Raw genomic sequence first — 18,186 nt, forward strand, 5'->3', positions numbered from 1 at the left:
CGATTAAAGGAGGGAACACGACGTGAGTTATCGTAAATTAGGTCGCACAAGCAGCCAACGAAAAGCAATGTTACGTGATTTAACAACTGATTTAATTATCAATGAACGCATTGAGACAACTGAAGCTCGTGCAAAAGAAATCCGTTCAACAACTGAAAAAATGATTACTTTAGGTAAACGTGGGGATCTTCATGCTCGTCGTCAAGCAGCAGCATTCGTAAGAAACGAATACTTAGATGCTCGTTTAGACGAAAAAGAAGAAACTATCATTGAAGAAAGTGCTTTACAAAAATTATTCAATGACTTAGGACCTCGTTATGCTGACCGTCAAGGTGGTTACACACGTATCCTTAAAAAAGGACAACGCCGTGGAGACGCAGCACCAATGGTTATCATTGAACTTGTTTAATTTTGATAATTGCATCACTTTATAGATGATCTTTTTAGAGTGTTATGATGTTGGAGAGTTTTCTCCGAGTCTAGCTCGGTGCAGTCCTCTGTCTCTTGTGATAGAGGACTTGCGCTCATCATATAAAGTGCTTTTTTTATATCATCATTTATGATAAATGGTTATTATACATAAAAATGTTTCTTTGTATCCTCAAAAAGTTTGAGTTTAGAAAGAAGCATTTTTTAAAAATTAAAATGACGTTATTTAAGGAAGGCAGTAAAATGAAAAATCCCTTAATTGAATTAAATAATATATCCTTCCAATATTATGGACAGGAACATAAAGCGTTAAATGATGTATCACTTACCATTAATAAAGGTGAATGGGTAGCGTTAATTGGTCATAATGGATCAGGTAAGTCTACTTTAGCAAAAACCATTAATGGTTTAATTTCACCGGAATCTGGCGAAATAAAAGTTAATGGAGAGTTGTTAACGGAAGAAAATATTTGGGACATTCGTAAAATGGTTGGTATGGTGTTTCAAAATCCAGATAATCAATTTGTTGGCTCAACAGTTGAAGATGATGTAGCCTTTGGTTTAGAAAATCAAGGAATTCCTCGTGATGAAATGATTGTAAGGGTCAACAACGCGCTTGAGAGAGTTCGTATGTCTGATTTCAAGATAAAAGAGCCAGCTAGACTATCAGGTGGACAAAAGCAACGTGTTGCTATTGCAGGGGTGATTGCTTTAGCACCTGACGTGATTATTTTAGATGAGGCAACCTCCATGCTTGATCCACAAGGTAGACAAGATGTGATTGAAACGATTCGTGCATTGAAAGAAGAAACAAATTTAACAGTTATTTCGATTACACATGATATTGATGAAGCTGCTTATGCTAATCGTGTTCTTGTGATGAAGCAAGGTGAGATTATCCATGAAGGAACACCGGAGGAAATATTTTCTCATGGTGAAGCATTAATTGGGATGGGGTTAGATATACCATTTCCCGAAAAATTAAAAGCGTCATTGCGTAAAAAAGGAATTAATGTACCAAATGAGTATTTGACAAGGGAAGGATTGGTGGAATGGCTATGGACATACGGTTTGAGAAAGTAGACTTTACGTATCAACCTAATAGCCCATTTGAGCAACGTGTTTTGTTTGATATTGACTTAGACATTCCAAGTAATAGCTACAGTGCGATTGTTGGTCATACTGGTAGTGGGAAATCAACCTTGTTGCAACATTTGAATGCATTACTAAAACCAACAAGTGGGAAAGTATATATTGGAGACCGAGTGATTACTCCTGAGACTAGCAATAAAAATTTGAAGCCAATTCGTAAAAAAGTAGGAATTGTGTTCCAATTTCCTGAATCACAATTATTTGATGAAACAGTTGCTTTGGATATAGCCTTTGGTCCGAAAAATTTTGGTGTGTCTGAAGAAGAAAGTGCACGTTTAGCTAGTGAAATGTTAAAACTTGTTGGTCTAGATGATAGCTATCTTGAGCGCTCCCCGTTTGATCTTTCAGGAGGACAAATGCGACGTGTGGCCATTGCGGGAGTTTTGGCAATGGAACCTGAAGTGTTGATTTTAGATGAGCCAACAGCTGGACTTGATCCTAAGGGTAGAAAAGACATGATGGATATGTTTTATCGTCTACATAAGGAAAGAGGGATTGGCATTATCTTAGTGACGCATTTAATGGATGATGTGGCTGAGTATGCTGATTTTATGGTGGTTCTTGAAAAAGGAAAAATCCAAAAACAAGGACATCCACGTGATATTTTCAATGATGTAAAATGGTTACGTGAAAAACAATTAGGCGTTCCAACAGCGACAGAATTTGCTTTTGATTTAATGGCAAAGGGCATGGAATTTAGTCGCTTGCCACTAACTGCAGAAGAATTATCTGAAGAGCTTTTACCGATACTTGAGAAAAGGCAGGTGCTTTCAGATGATGAATAAATTAATTTTGGGTCGATACATACCAGGTAACTCAGTGGTTCATCGTATGGATCCTCGTGCCAAATTAATCGCTAGTTTTTACTTTATTGGGATTATCTTTATTTGTAATAACTTTTTATCATTTGGTGTGATGTTTGCTTTCACGCTATTTTGTATTTGGTTATCAAAGATTAAACTAAGTTTCTTCCTTAAAGGAGTGAAACCATTAATTTGGTTGATTTTATTTACAGTGGGACTCCAGGTACTCTTTACGCGTGGGGGACATGTGTACTTTGAGTGGGGTTGGATAAGCATTAGCCAATTCGGTTTGGTCAATGGGTTCTTTATCTTTACACGTTTTGTGTTGATTATTTTTATGTCGACACTTTTAACGCTAACCACACCCCCATTATCACTTTCAGATGCGATTGAGTATTTGCTTAGACCGTTGGAAAAAGTAAAATTTCCAGCGCATGAAATTTCATTGATGTTATCTATTGCGTTGCGTTTTGTGCCAACGTTGATGGATGAAACAGAAAAAATCATGAATGCGCAACGTGCTCGTGGGGTTGATTTTGGCGAAGGAAACTTAATGGATAAGATGAAAGCTATTGTGCCACTTCTGATTCCGTTATTTGTAAGTAGTTTTAACCGAGCTGAAGAATTAGCGATTGCGATGGAAGCACGTGGTTATCGTGGTGGCGAAGGCCGTACGAAATATCGTGTTCTAAACTGGAATAAAACCGATACACTAGCTATGTTGTCATTTGTCGTATTGACGATTGTACTGGTACTAGTTAGAAATTAAGACATTAAAAGCGAGGACTTGTGCCTCGTTTTTTCATTGGAAAAAATAAAGGAGATAAAGTGAATGACAAGATATAAAGCCATTATTAGTTATGATGGAACAAACTATGCGGGATTTCAGATTCAACCTAATGCTGTGACCATCCAAGAGGTCATAGAAGCCACTCTAAAGCGATTAAACAGTGGAAAGCCTGTGACAATCCATCCGTCTGGTAGAACGGACTCAGGGGTTCATGCAGTCGGTCAGGTGATCCATTTTGATTTGCCACAAAAACGAGAGGTTGAAAAATTACGTTTTGCACTGGATACTCAAACACCAGAGGATATTAGTATTTTATCGATTGAAGAAGTGACAGAAGATTTTCATGCGAGATACTTGGCGACAGGTAAAGAATACCACTATCATGTTGATACAGGTAAATCTCCCAATCCATTTAAACGATTGTACGCAGCACACTATCGTTATGAGCTTGATTTAGAGTCTATGAGGCGTGCCGTACGTTTTATTGAAGGAGAACATGACTTTAGCGTGTTTTGCGCGACAGGAAGTTCTGTGGAAGATAAGACACGAACTGTTTACAGCGTGACAATAGAAGAAGTTGGCGAAGATGAATTATTATTTATTTTTAAGGGAAATGGATTTTTATATAAAATGGTGCGCATGCTTGTTGGGACGTTATTAAAAATAGGAAATGGACAACTGCCAGAAGACGCTATACAACGTGCCCTAGCGAACCAAGACAAGAAAATGACAGGACCAACTGCTCAACCAGAGGGGTTATTTTTAATGAAAGTCGATTATAACGGCGAGAAAAAGTGTCATAAATAATATGAATTTTGTTGACATATCAACAAAATAAGGATAATATGGTTAGTGGTATTGTTTGCCCCACGATGAGCCCCGGAAACTTATTGTGTTATGTCAAACAACAGAAGAAAATTGGAGGAAAAACACCCATGCGTACAACATATATGGCCAAAAATGGCGAAGTAGATCGTAAATGGTATGTAGTGGATGCAACAGATGTTCCTTTAGGACGTCTATCAACAGTTGTAGCATCTATCTTACGTGGAAAAAATAAACCAACATTCACACCACATGTGGATACTGGTGATTATGTAATTGTAATTAATGCTGATAAAGTAAAATTAACTGGTAAAAAAGCAACTGACAAAGTATATTACCGTCACAGCCAACATCCAGGTGGTTTGAAATCTATCACTGCTGGTGAACTACGTGATAAAAACTCTCGTCGTTTAGTTGAAAATTCTATCAAAGGTATGTTACCAAAGAATACTTTAGGACGTAAACAATGGTCTAAATTATTCGTTTATGGTGGAAGCGAACATCAACAACAAGCTCAAAAACCAGAAGTATTAGACATTACAAACCTAATTTAAGGAGGAAAATAGATTGGCTAAAGTACAATATATCGGCACAGGCCGTCGTAAAAAATCTGTTGCTCGCGTACGCTTAGTACCTGGAACAGGTAAAGTAGTTATGAACAACAAAGACATCGAAGAATATATTCCACATGCTGATTTACGTGAAGTAATTATGCAACCTCTTGTTTTAACTGAAACAAAAGGCGCATATGACGTTTTCGTAAACGTTAATGGTGGTGGATATGCAGGACAATCTGGCGCAACTCGTCATGGTATTGCTCGTGCATTATTACAAGTAGATCCTGACTTCCGTGGAGCTCTTAAACGTGAAGGATTATTAACACGTGACGCTCGTATGGTTGAACGTAAAAAACCAGGTCTTAAAAAAGCTCGTAAAGCATCTCAATTCTCAAAACGTTAATTCGTTTTTATACAGAATACCAAAGCACTCTCCGTTTTTGGAGGGTGTTTTTTTGTTGAACATGGTTTTGTTTGCTTTGAATAGTATAATACAAATTTATAGATTCAGACTAGCTTATTATCAATAAATGGAATCCATTTGGTGGTGGTAATGAGATTCAAGCATAATGGGATATATGCAAGATTAAAAAAAGTATCTGTCTATTTTCTATAGATTCCATTTGGTAAATTTGAAAAAGTTATTTTTAAATAAAGTAGTTATTTTTACAGATGATTTTGAAAAGATTTTTTGTTTAGAACTTGTTAACGAGTTTAAAAAAGAAAAGAATGTAGCTAAGAAAATTTATCTTGGGTTTGATTAAGACAGTTAGCGTTCATCTGACTAGAGATGAATATATTATGATTATGAAGTGTTTTAGAATTAAAGTATGAATTTAGAAAATTTTTTTACTATTAATTTAATAATATAAATTATAAGTATAAACTTAATACTCAAAGGTAAATAGCCAAAAGACATCGCCATTTGAAACGATGTCTTTTTTACTATAAAATCCAATGCTTATAGTCATTATAAATGCGACTTTAACAGTGTTTATTCGGTAATTCTTTTTACTATTAAAAGAACATGAAATTTATAGTTAATATTGTGAAAGTATAATTAAACTCATCTTTATTTCGTTGTATACGCTTTCTTTAGATGCTACTATGATGGCAACTGAGAGGAGAATGAAAATGATGAAAAAGGCAACAGGAGTTATAGGTTTTGTGGCACTAGCGTTAAGTATACCAACCTCTGTCCAAGCATGTACGACAGTGTTAGTTGGTAAAGATGCATCAGTTGATGGCTCGACGTTGATAGCAAGAAATGAAGACATGGGGACTGCTTGGGCTAAACATTTTTACGTTCGTCCTGAAAATTCAAATGAAAGAGAGTACGTTTCTAAAGGCAATGGCTTTAAAATGACATTACCTAAAGAGCAAATGAAGTACACAGCAACGCCGGAGTGGGATGACTCTGAAGGATTGTATGAGTCAGCAGGTATCAATAGTAAAAATATTACAATGAGTGCGACTGAATCAGCAACAACAAAAGAAAAAGTTTTAAAAATGGACCCTCATGTAAAAGACGGTATAGCGGAAGATTCTCTTGTGACTGTTGTATTACCTTATATAACATCGGCTAAGCATGGTGTTGAATACTTGGGGAATATTGTAAAAGAGAAAGGTTCTGCCGAGACAAATGGAATTATTTTATCAGATAAAAACGATATTTGGTATATGGAATTATTGACTGGTCATGAGTGGGTGGCAGTGCGTGTTCCAGACGATCAATATGCAGTGATAGCCAATACATTGTCCATTCAAAAAATTGATTGGGATGACAAAGATAATGTGATGTATTCAGAAGGGTTGAAAAACTTTATTAAAAAGAATAAACTAGTGGATAAAGTAGAAGATGTGTCGATTCGTGATGTGTTTGCAGACAAAGAGTCTGATGCTCAATACAATATTCCACGTACATTAATAGGACAGCAAATTTTAACGCCCTCTGAAGCAAAAAAATTAGATTTGAAAAATGATAGTTTTGATTTATTCAAAAAGCCAGATGACAAAGTTTCTGTGGCAAAAGTAGGATTTGTTTTAAGAAATCATTTTAACAATACTAAGAATGATACCTATACAGGAAGCAAACCAGAAGAGTTTCGACCAATCAACGTACCGAGAACAATGGAGTCGCATATCTTACAAGTTAGAAACGATGTGCCAGAGGAAATTAGCGGGATTCACTGGTTAGCAATGGGTGTGCCTGATACGAGTTCTTATGTACCGTTTTATTCAGGAATCACGCAAACACCTAAAGAATATCAAATGGGAACCGATAAGCCAGATGCAGAATCAGCTTACTGGAATTATCGTATGACGAATGTTTTGACAGTTCCTTATTATGCAGAATTTAAAAATGATCAAGTGTTACCTGTGAGAAAAGAAGTTAGAAACCATTTGACACAAGAGATGAAAAAGACAGATAAAGAAGCTGAAAAAATCATCAAAGAAAATCCTGAAAAGTTACCAGACTACTTAAACGAACAAACAAAAGGTTTTTCTGATTATACTCTAAATCGATACAAACAGTTAAACAAAGATTTAATCATTAAGAGTACTGAAAAAACAAAAGTAGAGCATAAGAAAGATTTATAAAAAATAACTCCATGAAACAGTAATTTAGGTTTCATGGAGTTTTTCTGATTAATTATACTGATTTACATAGCTATCTGACCAAAAGTGTGTCGCGATTTTTTGTCCTTGGTCGATTTTTGCCCATTGTTGTGCTTGGGTTAATTCATTCCCACAATCACATGAAGCAAATTCACATTGATGAGAGAGTAATAATCTTTCTTTAGATAAAATTTGACTCGCTTTTTCGAGTAATTGATAGATTCTTGTTTCATCATCCCACTCTAAGAAGAAGCGATCATAATATTGTTCACCTAAGAATTTTTTCGCAATCGCTTGGTAACTACCACAATAAAATTAATCAAAGAAATAGTCTGTAAGAGTAAATTATTTATATTTATACAGAATACTTAATAAAAAATGGTTATTTAATTAAAATAGCTCAATAAAACAATGGGCGTTTTTTTAAATATGTTCTAGTTCAAAAATTAAACTTGTTAATTATTATATGTTATTTAGTATGCTTATTGTTACTTTTTTATTTTATATAGTATATTAATGGAAAATAAATGAAAATAGTGTAATATATATATATAAATAAGATATTTTTTTGAAAAATTATATATTAAATATTTTTTTTATACAGTTAAAACTATTTAAATATTTATTTATACAGAAATAGTTGTTTTTTTGTTCTTTATTGTGGGGGGGTATTGTATAAAAAGATAGTTGAACTTTTATAAAAAAATAGGTGAAGGAGTAAAAAAATGGATTTAAAAAAATTGATAAAAAGAGTATGCCTATTGGTTGTATTGACTAGTCCAGTTATTTTTACAAAAGTTGCGCATGCTTCAAATGAAGATTTGACATATACCATATCTGTCAAACCGGTATCTAACCAAATAGATAAGCAAGCAACATATTATGATTTATTGGTTGAACCAAGTCAAAAAGAAACATTAACAGTGATTGTGAGCAACACTGGCAAAGAGGAAAAAACATTACGAGTGACGCCAACAAATGCTATTACCAATCAAAATGGTGTTATTGACTACTCTAGACAAGATAAAGATTACAAGTACGATTCTAATCTAAAAACACCTTTTACAAGTTTGGTTGAGAAGGAAAAGCAAGTAACCGTTCCGGCTGGTAAAAGCGAAGAGGTTAGGTTTGAGATGACGGTTCCTAAAGAGCCGTTCAAAGGAATGATTCTCGGTGGTTTTTTGGTAGATGTGGTTGAATCTGAACAAGGAACAGATAATTCCGCATCTGGAGGGGTAAAAATTGTTAATAAATTTCAACTGGTTAAAGCGGTTATGTTAAGAGAAAGTGAGGAAACGGTAAAACCTGAAGTGGTACTGAATGAGGTAAAACCTGATTTAGTGTCTTATCGTACAGCAGTTACAGCTAATTTACAGAATACGGAACCAACTATGTTTGGAGATATGACAGTAGAAGCCAAAGTGACTGAAAAAGGAAAACAAGAGGTTTTAAAAAGTGATACTAAAAAGGGGTTAGAGATGGCACCTAACTCTAATTTTGACTACCCTATTATGTGGAATAACGAGCGATTAGATCCAGGAGAATATACGTTATCTCTGTTAGCAACATCGGGTACTAAAAAGTGGCAATTTACTAAAGATTTTACGATTACTAAGGATGAGAGTAACAAGTTAAACAAAGAGGCAGTAGAACTAGAAGAACCAGAAAAACCGTATTGGCTATATATTCTAATCATTGCCATATTTATCCTTTTATCTTTGATTTTATTAGTCTTAGTTTTACGACATAGAGCAAAATTAAAACAGCAACAAAACAAAGCGAAAAGAAGTTCTCATGCTACAAGTTATAAAACAAAAGGTGGTAATAGGGGAGGTGGTAAAAAAAGGAGTAGAAAATCTGATAGGAAGGAGTAGAAAAGATTGAAAAAAACATGGGTGATAGTATTTAGTCTCATTCTTTTTTGGAGTTTATCTTATCCAAGTTTTGTTGAAGCGGTAGGAGAGCCATACACAATTGATCAAGCCCCTTTAGATGTTCCGACGTTCGATGATTACACCGTAACAAAGGTTAGTTCATTATCTGAATTAAGTACAGCACTTAATAGTTCCACTTCTAAAGTAAGTATTGAACTTCAAAATGATATGACCATAACCAGTAGAATCATTATTAATGGTGATAAAGAATTAAACCTAAATGGTCATACATTAAATGCAGGGACAAACGGTTATTTATTGATAGATAGAACTAGTACGACAAATCAGTTTAAATTATTTAATGGAAAAATCATCGGAGGACCCACTACTCAGAATTCGGCCTTTTTAAATGTTTCTTATCAAAAAAATATAAATGTTGTATTTGAAGACATAACGTATAAAAGTAATGATACTGGTGGTAACTTTTTTGTTGGATTGGCAACGAATGTGTTCTCTTTAGGTACAGTAACAGTGGAGACCTATGCACAAAATATACGTGCTGGAAATATGACGTTTTTAGGCGACTTTACTGGTAACTCTTTTGGTTATGGGAACCCTAACGACTATGGTCGAGGAACAGGTGGCGTTAACTTAACATTTGATGGTTATAATAATTCGTATATTAATGAAACCAATGGTGGACCAGCATCAATGTCTCAATCAGTAGGGGATAGAAGAATATACATTGGTAAAAAAAGCCATGTTGTGTTAAATAATACTAATAATGGCAATCTAGCTTTTGCTAATAATATTGGAAACTTTTCAATTATTAATGTTGATGGGAGTTTAGAAGCGACATCAGTTGGAACATCTTTAAGAACAACAGCTTCTAGTGTTAATATTGGGACGCCTTATAATAATCAAGCTGGTACGTTTAATGGCCAAGCGAATATATATGTCAATCAAGGAGCTACTTTTAAAATAGCGTCGACAAGTGAAAGTGGAGGAGCAGGGACGTTATATACTTACAATACTAATTTATATGTTTATAAACCTGATGTGTTGGATATGCGCTACTTTGGTACAGGAAATTTCTTTTATTCTTATCGTAACTCACCACAATCTAATTTATATTTATATGATCAAAGTATTGGTGTTTGGCTTAAAAATGATAAAGGGATCGGAAATCCTACAAGAATTTGGCAAAATGTGGACTGGATGAGCTTGCTTAAATTCGATTATCATGGTGCAACTAATGTTAGCTCGTCTGATCCGACATTAACACCTGACACATTTAAAATAAACGATTACAGTCGTATATCTAATAATGTTGAGCTTCCTATGTTAGTTTTGGATCCGACATTTATCAATGAATCTGATCAATCCTTTTTAAATAATGGGGCTACTACCTTTAGCGGTACAACAGATTATTATTTACCAGGAAACGTGAAGTTAAATAAAGCAGCGTCAAATGCAACTGTAACAATGAAGTTAAATGGAAAGATTTATACGACACAAACAACAGACGATGGGACATGGCGCTTTGCAGACTTGGATTTATCAACAGTTAAAGGTGGAACGATAGGTACCGTTGACTTAGTGGACACAGACAAACGACTAGCCACACAAATCAAATTTACCGTAAAAGATACCATCCCACCAAAAGCTACACCTAAATTAATAAAAGCTGATTTAGGGAATACCACTAAATTAAATAATCCATTGGATGGTATTTCCACTTATAGCGACGAAACTACAACAAATGACAAGATGACAGTCGAATTTGTCAATAGCGATGCTGAACGAACTAAGATGGTCAATGAGTTAGGTGTTCATGATATTGGTATAAACGTTATTGATGAAGCGGGGAACAAAACACTCGTATCAACAAAAGTGATTGTACATCCAAAAGGCGAAAATATTACAGATGGTTATGTTTTCGGAAAAGACTACAATATCGATTATCTAACATGGGTAAACGCGTCAGACAGTCAGAAAAGAGAGTTCGTCTTATCCAAGGATTATGGAAATACAAAGGGATATGCTATATCGGGAAACAGCATTACAGATGTGTCGGCTGATCCAAGTAACATGTTGATAACTATACCTAGTAACAACTGGGAGCCAAATAAAACGTATGATATTCCTGTAAAGGTTAACTCTTATACCAAAATAATAAAAGTTACCTTGGTGCCTAGTACTGTTAAGATGACTATTAAACAAGTATATAAGGGAACGGATACACCTATTTATAGTGATTTAGAAACTAAATCACTAGTAAAAAATGATGCTTATGAAGAAACTATTGGAGACAATATAGAAGAAGTTTTAAATAAGTTAATTTCTGATAAAAAAATAGTTTTAAATTATGAAGGGTATAATCCTGTAATTGTGTCAGATTACAAAATTTATCAACATGATAAAGAAATGACTAAGTCAGACACTGTACCAAATGACGATTTTTCCATTATTTATGAATACGAAGGGCAATTAAAATTTAAAGATATTGCTGAGAAATTAGACTTTGGTTCGGTTACTATCTCTGCAGAAGACACTGAAACACCATTGAGTGATTCAAGTGATAAGTCTCTTTCTATTATAAATACCATTCAAGAGTCAACGTGGAAATTAAAAGCGTCGCTACCTTCAGGCATCACACAAGTCAATGGGAAGAAGTCTCCTTTTATAGGAAATGTTATCTATAAAGATATACTAGGAGATACCTTACGTATAGGGCAATCAGCGACTATTATTGAGACACAAAAAGATAATCAGTTATTTAGTCACATACAGTTAAGAAATAAAGACACGGGCATATTCTTAAAGCAAGAGCCTGGTAATTTAAAAGGTAGTTACTCAGGGGAACTTTTATGGACGTTGGAAGATTCACCTTAGCATAAATAAAAGAGAGGGATGTGAAAATGAAGAAATTACTTTTTCTATGTTCTTTAGCGATGATTGTTATATTTAGTTATCAAGTCCAAGTGACAGCTGAGACAAAAGAGAGTACATCTGAAACAATTATTTCAGAATCTGATATTTCATCATCAAGCGCCAAGGTGAATTCTCATGCAACCATCAGTTTTTCTAGAAAAACTATAAAAGAAACGAATGGAAATAGTGATTCATCGTCAACTAATCAGGCGTCAAGCACCGTTCCCAGTTCAGGAGCACGACTTCCTTCTACTGGGGAAGCATTAGGTATAGGAGTATCGATGATAGGTTTTTTATTACTTTTTATTATTTTTAGAAAGGAAATCAAATCTATTTTTATTGATAAAAAATTTAGTCAAAAGGAGAAGATATAAAATGAAAAAAATGTTAGGAACATTACTAATTAGTTCCACTGTATTAGTCGCAGGGTTACAAACCTATGCAGTGACTGTCGAAGAAAATGGACAAATTAACTCGGAGGCAACTATTACGGTAAATCCTGGTGCTAAAGAGCCAACAAAACCAGAAAATCCTGATACCCCTTCTGGCGAGACTGGACAAAGTGGTCCTCTAAGTATCGATAATGTCATTGTTTTTAATTTTAAAGACATGAATTTAAGTGGACGAACACAAAAAATTTCGTTAAAAAATGATGGAGCAGAATCTATTGCTAAAAGAAACATTCAAGTAACCGATACACGAGGAACAGGTGCTGGTTGGAACTTACAAATAAAACAAAGTGAACTAACTGATTCAACGACGAATCCAGGAACAACGAATACGTTAAGAGGTGCTTATATCACATTAAATAATGGATCAGTTGTAGCAGGTAGTGACAACGCTGTGGCACAAGATGACGCTGGTATTACACCAACGTTAAATGAATACGCACCAAATGCTGAAAACAAAAATAGTTTTCAAAAAATTATAACGGCTGAAAAAGGTCAAGGTATGGGGACGTTTAAAGTTTTTTATAATAAAGACGCAACAGGTTTGGAGAAGGACGTAGCAGATGATATTCAATTAGTTGTTCCATCAGGTAATATGGTTGGAACGTATCAAGGAACGGTTACCTGGGCATTATCTGATAGCCCATCAGCAAGTCCAGTAAAATAAAAAAGGAGAATTCACATGAAAAAAAATATTTATTTATCTAGTTTGTTAGTTTTAGGAACTCTTTTTAGTGTTAGCCAATTAACTGTAGCTGAAGAAGCGCAAGGTCTTAATAAAACTGGTACAGCCAATGTTCAAATTACTGCAGGTTCTGACGTTATTACACCTCCAAGTACAGACCCATATCCATCTACTGGCCCAATGTTACCAGTAAAAGATTTGGGGATTACGAGTGCAACGGATCTGTATTTTGATGCTATATCATTAACATCAACGACTACAACCAGAGATGCGCTATATGTTAAATCTACCGGTACACCTATTACTAATATTGGTGTGGTGGACAATACAGATATATCAAAAGATGATACTGTCTATACACCAGGTTATAGTGTGACTGACCGTCGTGGGACAGGTGCTGGTTGGAATTTAACCTTAACATTGGGTGATTTTGTTGAACAAAATGTTGCATCAGATGATACTGAACATACGTTAAAAGGGGCACAATTATCTTTCCCAGAAATTACACCTAATACAACCAAAGATGCCTCTCATAGTGTAGCACCTACCAGTTTTGCTAAAACGTTTGATGCAGGTGGTACGGCAAAAGTGTTGATGTCTGCTGCTAAAGATCAAGGTATGGGATTATGGGAAGCACGTTATAATTCTAGAGCACTAGAATTATCAGATGGATCAACTACTGAAAAAAAACCGATTCAATTATCTGTTCCAGGAAATAATTATGCAGGTCAATATCAAGCAACACTTACATGGAACTTATCAGACTCACCAGCTGCACCAACTGCTGAATAAGAGAGAGTATAAAAAGGAGAGAGTATAATGAAAAAACAAGTCAAATTAATCAGTGTGATTTCTTTAAGTGCGATTTTTATGGCATCTTTTGGTACAACCATTATGGCAGCAGAAGGAGAAAATGCTGAATCAAACGCAACGATTAAAGCCATTGCAGGAGGAAATACTCCTGTGAAACCTGTTAACCCAACTGATCCCAAAGACCCTACTAAACCAGGTCCAACCGATCCAAATGATGGAAATACAACTGGACAAACTGGTGCTTTACAAATTAACTATTTATCTAACTTAGATTTTGGTAGTGATATTGAGATTACAAGTAAAACTGTGACAGCCAATGTTAAGAATGATACGCCTAGATTTTATCAAGTGAGTGATTTAAGAGGAACTGCAGCAGGTTGGAAATTAAATGTATCTCTAGGAGATTTTGTTCCAACTGATACTAAAAATACGAATAAGCCAATTACGGGTGCTACTATATCATTTAAAAATGGTGAAGCTGTTACAAGTAATGATACTGTAGATGGTAGTGATGTTGACCTTGCTAAGACACATGATATTAGTTTGTCTGCTGGTAATACAGGGGTACAAACCTTATTATCAGCTGATAAGGGAACAGGACGAGGAACATGGTTAGCAAGATATACAGCAGAAGCTGGTGCAACAGATAATGAACATATAGTTTTTAGTGCTCCAACTAATAGTATTACTGCAAATACTGGTTATAAAGCAACATTGACTTGGCAATTAGTTGATGGCGTAAAATAAACAGATTACAAGTTAGGAGAAGTACTATGAAAAAAATATTGTTTTGTTTTACCTTACTTTTATCTACTCTAATCATAGGAGAAACTGTATTAGCAGTAGATATGGATACTAAGACACAAAAAGCGACAGTTAACTTAATCCAAAATACCGATCCTTCTGTTTCATTGTTAGAGATTACTAAAGCATCTGATTTAAATTTTGGATCTAAGGCAATAGGTATTACAGATATGACATTAACAGAAGAACAATCACCTAATCTTGTCATAACTGACATTCGTGGAGATGCTCCGGGTTGGTCTCTTTCTGTATCTTTAGGCGAATTTAAAGATTCCTCCAATAGTCGAGTATTAAAAGGTGTTCAATTGTTTTATCCAGCCATTACATTGACGACAAATGCAACAGTTGATGTGGCTGAGCGTACACCTGAAACTCTCGCAACGGATGAAAGCTTTGAAGATTCTTTAGTCAAGGGTATAAGGATTAACTCTTCAAATACACCAAGTAATAAAGTATTAATAAAATCTGTATCTGGAAAAGGAAATGGTCAATGGACGGGAACGTATGATGCAACTCATAAATTAGAATTAAACATACCTGCAGGTAACCTTGCGGGAAACTATGAATCATCATTGACTTATACCTTAACAGATGGACCAACAATATAATTTAGGAGGAGATAGAATGAAATCACATAATATAAAGAACATACTATTTGGGTTAAGCTTGTCCGCTATTGCTTTAATGACAAGTAGTGTGACGTTTGCTGAATCTGTTAATAAAGATGCGACTGCTACATTTAAATTGGTGGCTCCGACAGAGACATTAAAATTGACAGAGGCATCAGATATTACATTTAAAGATGCGACTATTTCAGCAGAAGATACCGTAACGACTAATTCAAATGATGTGAATATTTCTATTCAAGAACTAAGTGGTAATGCTCCTGGATGGCAATTGTCTACCAAATTGAGTCATTTTACAGGAAGTACTAAAGATAAGCAACTGACTGGTGCTCAATTGTTTTATCCTAGTGTGACACCAACAACCACAACAAATGGTGATACTAGCGCCATTTTACCTAATACATTGACAACAGATAATGCCTTTACTGGAGATGACAAAGGAAAGATTGTGTCTTCTGGTGAAGATACTGTTAATATTGTGACAGCTGATGTCGGTAAAGGTTATGGTAGCTGGACTATACAGTATCCAACAGATAAAATTCAATTAAAAATCCCAGCTGGAAATTTACAAGATACTTATACAGCAACATTGACCTATACATTAACCGACTCACCAACGTCACATTAAATAGATGATTACTCTACTTTAAAAGGTTTCCCAAAGCTTTTAGTCAAATCAATAATCGTTTGATTAAATTCAGTTTGAAACGTATTGGATTGATGAATTTTTTTATTCACAATAAGACTAATATAGATTTGAGGAGGTTGCTCTAGTTCAACTTTTACCAGTCCAGAATGTTCGCGCACTAAAATGTCGCTTAAAAAAGCAATCATATTAGTTGAACTGGCAATAGAGAGAGCTGTTTGAATTTCTTTTGTGTAAATTGTCTGAATAGAATTTAAATGGTGAGAGCGAACCCAGTCATCAAAAATACGGTGGTGCATGTAGCCTTTCTCAAGTGAAATAAACACATCTTCCTTACAACTTGTAGGGGAGATTTTTTTTTTGGTAGAAAGAGGGTTGCTTTTTGAAACCCATAACGCCATGTCTTCTTGTTTTAAAGGAATTTGGATGAGTGAGTTATCATTGAACGTTGGTTCATCACTCCCAATAATGGCAATGGGAACTTTACCAGTTTTGACGAGTTCTAGCATCGTGTCGGAACTTTCTTCTTCAATAAATTTCATTGAGGAAGAAAATTTCTCTAAATGAGGTAAAAGGCGGGACATAAAATATCCACCAATCGTTGGTAAGAACCCAAAATAGACGATTTGATGTTTAAAATCATGAATTTCTTCTTCAGCTTGTTCAACTGACTTTAAAATTTGATGAGAATAACGATATAAAATATCACCGGTTTCAGTCAAACTAAGCTTCTTGTGAATTCTTTTTCTATCAATTAGAATGGTATCTAGTTCGTTTTCTAATCGTTTTATAGCCATTGAAATAGATGGCTGAGAAACGTAAAAGTGTTCGGCTGTTGCTGTGAAGCTAAGTGTATGAGCTAAGTGATTAAAGTATAATAAATCTTTTAAATTCATTAGAAACCCCTTTCAAACATTGTGAAAAAACACTCATAAGTAAAATGTATATAAACGCTATTTACATAAGTAATAGTTATAATACCATAAGCAAAAAATATTATCCAAAGAATGGTTCTCATGCTATATTAGTCTTAATAAAACGTTTACAAAACGAAAGAGAGTTGATTTTTATGAAGCAAATTAAACAACTTTTTTGGATTTTTTTATTTTCATTAATAGGTGAAGTGATATCTGCTTTACTATCCCAATTAATCGCAATTCCCGGAAGTGTGATTGGTATGGTGCTATTATTCTGTGCTCTTCATTTCAAATGGATTAAGATGGAACAAGTAGATGAAGTGGGAACATGGTTAACAAATAATATGGGAATCTTTTTTGTCCCTGCCGGTGTTGGGTTGATGTCAAACTTTGGCGTGCTAGCCAATACATGGTGGCAATTACTTGTTATTATGGCGATTACCACCATGTTAATGATGGGGGTTGTTGGACGCATTGTCCAAGCTATTAAGTCCAAAGAATTGAAAGCGCAAACAAATACAACAGATTCTCTTGAAGAAATTGAGGTGGAAGTTGATGTTATCTAATGTGTTAGAAAGTCCGTTTTTATGGATTAGCTTGACAGTAGGCTTGTATTTATTAGCAGGACAATTAAAAGAGAAATGGCCAAAGAATCCCTTATTTACACCATTAGTATTTGCGATTGTCACGCTTATTTTAATACTCGTTTTTATGGATATTCCACTAGATACTTATAAAAAAGGTGGACAGTTTTTAAGCCTCTTTGTCACACCAGCAACAGTGGCGTTAGCCATTAAGTTAGAACAAAATTTCGTGTATTTGAAAAAATATTATCCAGCGATTTTAACCGGGATTTTTAGCGGTGTTATTTTTCACACTATGATGATTTATGCGTTTAGTTTGTTATTTGGATTTGAACGAGAGATGGGCGCAACATTGATACCAAAATCTATTACGACAGCGATTGCTGTGGGTGTATCGGATTCATTAGGAGGTATTGTCTCATTAACGGTTGCGGTAGTAGTATTTACAGGGGTTATTGGAGCCATGATGGGACCAACGATTTTTAAATGGTTTAACATCACAGATCCAGTGGCTCAAGGCGTCGCACTAGGTAGCTCATCTCATGCTATGGGAACAGCAAAAGCAATTGAACTGGGAGAGGTTCAAGGCGCAATGTCTGGCCTTTCAATCGTGGTAACAGGGTTAACGGTCGTAGCATTAGCACCATTTACTGTACCAGTCACCAATATTTTATTTTAA

General features: G+C 34.9%; 19 protein-coding genes and 1 pseudogene. 18 read left to right on the plus strand and 2 right to left on the minus strand.

The annotated features are described in order from the left end of the window. Positions 1-22: 22 nt before the first annotated feature. From rplQ to MN581_RS08555, 8 genes are all read left to right on the plus strand, one after another. Complete coding sequence (gene rplQ / locus MN581_RS08520) at positions 23-409, plus strand: 50S ribosomal protein L17 (RefSeq protein WP_117973930.1); 387 nt, start codon at positions 23-25, stop codon at positions 407-409. A 263-nt stretch (positions 410-672) separates the two neighbouring features. Further along, positions 673-1,512 carry an energy-coupling factor ABC transporter ATP-binding protein gene (locus MN581_RS08525; RefSeq protein WP_117973928.1) on the plus strand — a complete coding sequence of 280 codons (840 nt, stop codon included), beginning with the start codon at positions 673-675 and terminating at the stop codon, positions 1,510-1,512. Further along, positions 1,488-2,366 (plus strand): energy-coupling factor ABC transporter ATP-binding protein, encoded by an 879-nt coding sequence (locus MN581_RS08530; RefSeq protein ID WP_241699612.1) that lies wholly within the window; start codon positions 1,488-1,490, stop codon positions 2,364-2,366. Before MN581_RS08525 ends, MN581_RS08530 begins: the two co-directional genes overlap by 25 nt. Next, positions 2,356-3,153, plus strand: a complete 798-nt coding sequence (locus tag MN581_RS08535) for an energy-coupling factor transporter transmembrane component T (protein WP_241699591.1) — start codon at positions 2,356-2,358, stop codon at positions 3,151-3,153. The genes MN581_RS08530 and MN581_RS08535 overlap by 11 nt, the downstream gene beginning before the upstream one ends. 63 nt (positions 3,154-3,216) lie before the next feature. After that, positions 3,217-3,981, plus strand: coding sequence for a tRNA pseudouridine(38-40) synthase TruA (truA, locus tag MN581_RS08540; RefSeq protein WP_117973922.1), 765 nt, complete (start codon positions 3,217-3,219; stop codon positions 3,979-3,981). Positions 3,982-4,109: 128 nt separating this feature from the next. Next, on the plus strand, positions 4,110-4,553 hold the full coding sequence (rplM, locus tag MN581_RS08545; RefSeq protein WP_071457735.1) for a 50S ribosomal protein L13: 444 nt from the start codon (positions 4,110-4,112) through the stop codon (positions 4,551-4,553). Positions 4,554-4,566: 13 nt separating this feature from the next. Beyond that, entirely contained in the window at positions 4,567-4,959 is a 393-nt protein-coding gene (gene rpsI / locus MN581_RS08550; protein WP_071457734.1) for a 30S ribosomal protein S9, read from the plus strand. 731 nt (positions 4,960-5,690) lie between these two features. Further along, positions 5,691-7,157, plus strand: coding sequence for a C69 family dipeptidase (locus MN581_RS08555; RefSeq protein ID WP_241699592.1), 1,467 nt, complete (start codon positions 5,691-5,693; stop codon positions 7,155-7,157). Between the two features lie 48 nt (positions 7,158-7,205). Here MN581_RS08555 and MN581_RS08560 read toward each other — a convergent pair. Continuing rightward, positions 7,206-7,481 (minus strand): annotated as a pseudogene (locus MN581_RS08560) (5-methyltetrahydropteroyltriglutamate--homocysteine methyltransferase); the annotation flags it as partial. A gap of 419 nt (positions 7,482-7,900) precedes the next feature. Here MN581_RS08560 and MN581_RS08565 point away from each other — a divergent pair. The 8 genes from MN581_RS08565 to MN581_RS08600 are packed head-to-tail and all read left to right on the plus strand — an operon-like array spanning position 7,901 to position 15,988. Then, the gene (locus MN581_RS08565; protein WP_117973918.1) at positions 7,901-9,049 is read left to right on the plus strand and encodes a DUF916 and DUF3324 domain-containing protein; all 1,149 of its coding nucleotides are present in this window, start codon (positions 7,901-7,903) and stop codon (positions 9,047-9,049) included. Between the two features lie 6 nt (positions 9,050-9,055). Continuing rightward, positions 9,056-11,944 carry a hypothetical protein gene (locus MN581_RS08570; protein WP_241699593.1) on the plus strand — a complete coding sequence of 963 codons (2,889 nt, stop codon included), beginning with the start codon at positions 9,056-9,058 and terminating at the stop codon, positions 11,942-11,944. A gap of 26 nt (positions 11,945-11,970) precedes the next feature. Next, on the plus strand, positions 11,971-12,357 hold the full coding sequence (locus tag MN581_RS08575; RefSeq protein WP_241699594.1) for a hypothetical protein: 387 nt from the start codon (positions 11,971-11,973) through the stop codon (positions 12,355-12,357). Between the two features lies 1 nt (position 12,358). After that, positions 12,359-13,099 (plus strand): WxL domain-containing protein, encoded by a 741-nt coding sequence (locus tag MN581_RS08580; protein WP_117973912.1) that lies wholly within the window; start codon positions 12,359-12,361, stop codon positions 13,097-13,099. Positions 13,100-13,114: 15 nt separating this feature from the next. Beyond that, positions 13,115-13,909, plus strand: a complete 795-nt coding sequence (locus MN581_RS08585) for a WxL domain-containing protein (RefSeq protein ID WP_117973911.1) — start codon at positions 13,115-13,117, stop codon at positions 13,907-13,909. Positions 13,910-13,936: 27 nt separating this feature from the next. Next, entirely contained in the window at positions 13,937-14,677 is a 741-nt protein-coding gene (locus MN581_RS08590) for a WxL domain-containing protein (protein ID WP_117973909.1), read from the plus strand. A gap of 26 nt (positions 14,678-14,703) precedes the next feature. After that, entirely contained in the window at positions 14,704-15,342 is a 639-nt protein-coding gene (locus MN581_RS08595) for a WxL domain-containing protein (protein WP_117973907.1), read from the plus strand. Between the two features lie 16 nt (positions 15,343-15,358). Further along, positions 15,359-15,988 (plus strand): WxL domain-containing protein, encoded by a 630-nt coding sequence (locus tag MN581_RS08600; protein WP_241699595.1) that lies wholly within the window; start codon positions 15,359-15,361, stop codon positions 15,986-15,988. An 8-nt stretch (positions 15,989-15,996) separates the two neighbouring features. Here MN581_RS08600 and MN581_RS08605 read toward each other — a convergent pair whose 3' ends face one another. Further along, positions 15,997-16,902 (minus strand): LysR family transcriptional regulator, encoded by a 906-nt coding sequence (locus tag MN581_RS08605; protein WP_241699596.1) that lies wholly within the window; start codon positions 16,900-16,902, stop codon positions 15,997-15,999. 173 nt (positions 16,903-17,075) lie between these two features. Between MN581_RS08605 and MN581_RS08610 the strand changes: the two genes are divergently transcribed. Beyond that, complete coding sequence (locus MN581_RS08610; protein WP_241699597.1) at positions 17,076-17,489, plus strand: CidA/LrgA family protein; 414 nt, start codon at positions 17,076-17,078, stop codon at positions 17,487-17,489. Continuing rightward, the gene (locus tag MN581_RS08615) at positions 17,479-18,186 is read left to right on the plus strand and encodes an LrgB family protein (protein ID WP_241699598.1); all 708 of its coding nucleotides are present in this window, start codon (positions 17,479-17,481) and stop codon (positions 18,184-18,186) included. Before MN581_RS08610 ends, MN581_RS08615 begins: the two co-directional genes overlap by 11 nt.

The organism is Vagococcus sp. CY53-2 (genome assembly GCF_022604695.1).
Taxonomy (GTDB): Bacteria; Bacillota; Bacilli; order Lactobacillales; family Vagococcaceae; genus Vagococcus.

Coding starts and splice junctions, on each gene's coding strand:
- MN581_RS08530 (WP_241699612.1), top strand. CDS start 1,488: ATGGACATACGGTTTGAGAAAGTAGACTTTACGTATCAACCTAATAGC.
- MN581_RS08610 (WP_241699597.1), top strand. CDS start 17,076: ATGAAGCAAATTAAACAACTTTTTTGGATTTTTTTATTTTCATTAATA.
- MN581_RS08595 (WP_117973907.1), top strand. CDS start 14,704: ATGAAAAAAATATTGTTTTGTTTTACCTTACTTTTATCTACTCTAATC.
- MN581_RS08585 (WP_117973911.1), top strand. CDS start 13,115: ATGAAAAAAAATATTTATTTATCTAGTTTGTTAGTTTTAGGAACTCTT.
- MN581_RS08605 (WP_241699596.1), bottom strand. CDS start 16,902: ATGAATTTAAAAGATTTATTATACTTTAATCACTTAGCTCATACACTT.
- MN581_RS08615 (WP_241699598.1), top strand. CDS start 17,479: ATGTTATCTAATGTGTTAGAAAGTCCGTTTTTATGGATTAGCTTGACA.
- MN581_RS08535 (WP_241699591.1), top strand. CDS start 2,356: ATGATGAATAAATTAATTTTGGGTCGATACATACCAGGTAACTCAGTG.
- MN581_RS08565 (WP_117973918.1), top strand. CDS start 7,901: ATGGATTTAAAAAAATTGATAAAAAGAGTATGCCTATTGGTTGTATTG.
- MN581_RS08555 (WP_241699592.1), top strand. CDS start 5,691: ATGATGAAAAAGGCAACAGGAGTTATAGGTTTTGTGGCACTAGCGTTA.
- MN581_RS08525 (WP_117973928.1), top strand. CDS start 673: ATGAAAAATCCCTTAATTGAATTAAATAATATATCCTTCCAATATTAT.
- MN581_RS08600 (WP_241699595.1), top strand. CDS start 15,359: ATGAAATCACATAATATAAAGAACATACTATTTGGGTTAAGCTTGTCC.
- truA (WP_117973922.1), top strand. CDS start 3,217: ATGACAAGATATAAAGCCATTATTAGTTATGATGGAACAAACTATGCG.
- MN581_RS08580 (WP_117973912.1), top strand. CDS start 12,359: ATGAAAAAAATGTTAGGAACATTACTAATTAGTTCCACTGTATTAGTC.
- MN581_RS08575 (WP_241699594.1), top strand. CDS start 11,971: ATGAAGAAATTACTTTTTCTATGTTCTTTAGCGATGATTGTTATATTT.
- MN581_RS08590 (WP_117973909.1), top strand. CDS start 13,937: ATGAAAAAACAAGTCAAATTAATCAGTGTGATTTCTTTAAGTGCGATT.
- rplM (WP_071457735.1), top strand. CDS start 4,110: ATGCGTACAACATATATGGCCAAAAATGGCGAAGTAGATCGTAAATGG.